General features: G+C 72.2%; 5 protein-coding genes. All 5 read right to left on the reverse strand.

Annotation, left to right across the window (positions count from 1 at the left end):
* Nucleotides 1-179 precede the first annotated feature (179 nt).
* Nucleotides 180-581 (reverse strand): ArsR/SmtB family transcription factor, encoded by a 402-nt coding sequence (locus MFF42_RS20035; protein ID WP_009865682.1) that lies wholly within the window; start codon nucleotides 579-581, stop codon nucleotides 180-182.
* Between the two features lie 119 nt (nucleotides 582-700).
* Nucleotides 701-1441: a cytochrome c biogenesis CcdA family protein gene (locus MFF42_RS20040; RefSeq protein ID WP_012752972.1), complete on the reverse strand. Its 741-nt coding sequence runs from the start codon at nucleotides 1439-1441 to the stop codon at nucleotides 701-703.
* Nucleotides 1434-2141 carry an ABC transporter ATP-binding protein gene (locus MFF42_RS20045; protein ID WP_012752971.1) on the reverse strand — a complete coding sequence of 236 codons (708 nt, stop codon included), beginning with the start codon at nucleotides 2139-2141 and terminating at the stop codon, nucleotides 1434-1436. The genes MFF42_RS20040 and MFF42_RS20045 overlap by 8 nt, the downstream gene beginning before the upstream one ends.
* Nucleotides 2134-3297 (reverse strand): ABC transporter permease, encoded by a 1164-nt coding sequence (locus MFF42_RS20050; RefSeq protein WP_012752970.1) that lies wholly within the window; start codon nucleotides 3295-3297, stop codon nucleotides 2134-2136. The genes MFF42_RS20045 and MFF42_RS20050 overlap by 8 nt, the downstream gene beginning before the upstream one ends.
* 46 nt (nucleotides 3298-3343) lie before the next feature.
* Nucleotides 3344-3709: hypothetical protein (locus tag MFF42_RS20055; protein ID WP_238257318.1), on the reverse strand; the 366-nt coding region annotated here is incomplete at its 5' end.

A 3709-nucleotide genomic window follows, 5' to 3' on the forward strand; every position in this document is an offset into this window, starting at 1 on the left:
CCGAGCTCCCACGTGAGCCCGGCTCCCCTACACCGGTTCCGGCGCCATCGGCCGACAGGATCCGGCGTGGTCACCCGATGACGGGACGGGCGCCCGCCCGGGCCGGAACCGCGGCGCCCGGGTTCCGGGTTGCGGCCCGGGACCCGCCACGTGGGCCCATGCCCGGTCGGTGGCTACGGCTAGCAAGAGCCGCCGCCGCACCCGATCTCCGTGCAGGCCACCACGCCCCGGGCGGTGTCGGCCACGAGCTCCTCGGTGAGGCGTAGCAGGCTCTCGACGCGCGGGTCGCTGAGGCGGTAGCGCACGAAGCGCCCCTCCTGCTCGCGCAGGACCAGCCCGCAATCGTACAGGCAGCCCAGGTGGTTCGAGACGTTCGACTGCGTCAGCCCCGTGGCCTGCACGATCTCCGACACGCTCAGCGCCCCGGGGCGCAGCGCCTCCAGGATGACGAGGCGCGAGGGATCGGACAGGCCGCGGCAGAGCTTGGCCATGTGTTCGGCCTTCCGGCGCAGGGCCGCCGGCGCAGCGCTGCGCTGGGGTCGAGCACGCCGCCCGGGCAGGAGGGTCTGGTCTTCAGCCATGCTTGGACATCGTCATTCGCTGATATGTGGCGCGACGCCTCTCGATCCCCAGCCCGGCCAGCCCGTGCGGCGCGTCGATGCCGGGTCTCCACCATGTGGAGCCGCACAAGCGCGCCTCGTCAGCCGATCCGGCCGAGGGCTGGCCAGGTTTCCAGCAGCCAGGAGCCGATCTCGGTCAGGCGGCCCGTCATCATGGCGAGCCCCATGCCGATCATCACCCCTCCGGCCGCGAGATTGAGGAGCCGCCCGAACCGGCCGAGGCCCCGCCCGAGGCCGAGCAGCCGGTCGGTGAACAGCGTGGCCAGCAGGAACGGCAGCCCGAGCCCGAGCGAGTAGGCGGCGAGCAACACCAGGCCGCCCGCGCCGGCGGTGACGGTGGTCACGGCGAGGATCGACCCGAGCACGGGTCCGATGCAGGGTGTCCAGCCGAAGGCGAAGGCCAGGCCGAGGAGGTAGGCCCCGCCGGGCCCGCCGCCGGCAAGCGCCCCGTGGTAGCGCAGGTCGCGTTGCAGGGCCGGGAGCCGCAGGACGCCCGTCGTCACCAGGCCGAAGAGGAGGATGACGGCGCCGCCGATGATGCCGGCCTCAGACCGGTAGGACAGGACGAGCCGGCCCAGCGCCGTGGCGCCGGCGCCCAGAAGGACGAACACGGTCGAGAAGCCGAGCACGAAACACAGCCCGAGGGGGAGCGCGCGGACGGCCGGACCGGCTCGCGCGCCGCTCCTGGCTTGGCCGGCGAGTGACCGGCCAGCCACGAAGGAAACGTAACCCGGCACCAGCGGCAGCACGCACGGGGACAGGAACGAGACCGCGCCGCCGGCAAAAGCGGTCAGCAGACCCGCCGTCGAGACCTCAGGCACCGGCGCGCTCCACGGCCGCGTCCGACGCGATCCGGCCGTCGCGGACGTTGACGAGCCGCTGCGCCCTCGCGGCCACGGCCGGGCTGTGGGTCACCATGACGAGGGTCCGTCCGTGGCGGTGAAGCGCGGCCAGCCGGTCGAGGACGTCCGCCTCGGCGGTCGAGTCCAGGTTCCCGGTCGGTTCGTCGAGAAGCAGGAGATCCGGGTCGTTGGCGAGCGCCCGGGCCAGGGCGACGCGTTGTTGCTGGCCCCCGGAGAGCTGGCCCGGCAGATGGCCGGCCCGGTCGGCGAGCCCCACTTGGTCCAGGAGGTCGAGCCCCTTGCCGCGTGCCCGGGACGCGGGCCAGCCGCCGAACCAGAGGGCGGTCTGAACGTTTTCGAGCGCGGTCAGGTGCGGCAGCAGATTGAAGAACTGGAACACGAAGCCGATCTTGCGCGCTCTCACCGCGGCGAGGCGGCGTGCGCTCAGGCGGGACAACTCCTCCCCATCGAGATGGACCTTCCCGCTCGTCGAGCGGTCGAGGCCGCCCATCAGGTGCAGCAGCGTGCTCTTGCCATGGCCGGAGGGCCCGACGACCGCGACCCAACTGCGCCGCTTGATCGCGAGCGACGCCTCGTCCAGGGCCACCGCCGCCGCCTCGCCGCGGCCGTAGACCCGGGAGACCTTCTCCAAGCGGACCAGCGCATCTGCCTCAGACATGTCGGATCGCATCCATCGGTGTGAGCCGCGCCGCGCGCCAAGCCGGATAGAACCCGGCGAGCAGCGCCAAGGCGACGGAGAACGCCAGCACGCCCGCCATCGTCCCGGGGTCGAGCGCCGGCGTGGGCGATTGGCGCAGGGCCGCCGTGAAGGGATTGTCGGCAAGGGACGGCCCGATCCGGTAGGCCGCCAGCACGCCGAGGCCGAGGCCGATCAGCCCTCCGAGCCCGCCGTAGAGACCGGATTCCAGGAGGAAGCCGATGAACAGCGTGCGCCGGGTTCCCCCGATGGCCTGCAGGATGCCGATCTCGCGCCGCCGCTCGTAGACGGCCGTCATGAGCGTGTTGGCGATGCCGAAGGCGGCGGCCACCACGCCGACGATGGCGACCGCCTGCATCGCCGCGCCGACGGTGCCGACGATGGAGAGGACCGAGCTCACGAGCTGCTTGTCCGACACCACGGCGACGTTGGCCGCCTCCTGGATGCGCAGGCTGATCTCGTCCGCCCGCTCCAGGTCGTCGACCTGCACGGCGACGAAGGAGACCTTGCCCTCGGTCTCGTAGATGCGCTGGACGACGGCGAGCGGCGCGAAGGCGGCGACGTCGTCCTTGGTTCCGGTCGTGTCCAGGACGCCGACGACCGGGAGCGGGCGGCCGCGGACGGTGAAGGTCTCCCCCGGCCGCAGCCCGAACTGCTGGGCGATGGCCGCGCCGATGACCACGCCTGCCTCGTCGGGTCCCTGGAAGTAGCGTCCCTGGCCCACGCGCCAGCCTTGGAGCGCCCGCATCGCCGTCGGCTGGATGCCGATCAGCGGCACCGGGCGGTTCCGGAAGGCCGTGCGCTGGTTCAGGTAGGGCACGGCCGTCCGCACCCCCGGCACCGCCGCGATCTTGGCGAGTTCCGTCATCGCGATGGCTTCCGGCAACTGCTCGCCGGTGAGAACCGAGATCTGCTCGTAGGCGCACCAGCCCTTCGGGGTGACGACGAGGTTCGCCCCCAGCCCCTGCGCCTGGCGCCGGATCTCCTGGGTCAGGCCCTGGCCGAGCGTGAGAAGGGCCACGAAAGCCGCGATGCCGACGGCCACGCCCGCCAGCGTGAACGCGAAGCGGCCGGGCCGGCGGACGAGATTGCGCCAGACAAGGGTTCCGAGATTCACGCTGCGTCTCCCGCCGAGCCTGCCGTCGTGCCGCCAGGGCGCGTCATTAGAACTGACCGTGGTTCTTCAGGCCGGTCACCCGGAAATACGGGTGCCGGTCGCCCTGGACGAGCTCGCCTTCCAGGTCGACCTCGTCCCAGCGCGCAACCGGCATCGCGGTCTCCGCGCTGACCGGCAGGTAGAACTTCGCGCAGTTCGTCGATTTGCAGATCTTGGCCTCGCGGGCATCCACAACCACGAACTTGCGGGGGCTGGTGCCCTCGGCTCTGGCGACGACCGCGCGCAGCGTGATGCCGCCCTTATAGTTGAAGGGATCCGCGGCGATGTCATCGACCTGGAGCGCGCCGGGCGGGAGCGGCCGGGGCGTGCCGCCCAGCCCAGCGAGGACGTTTCCGGTCGCGCCCCGGGTGTT

Origin of the sequence: Methylorubrum podarium (genome assembly GCF_022179745.1) — a bacterium.
Taxonomy (GTDB): domain Bacteria; phylum Pseudomonadota; class Alphaproteobacteria; order Rhizobiales; family Beijerinckiaceae; genus Methylobacterium; species Methylobacterium podarium.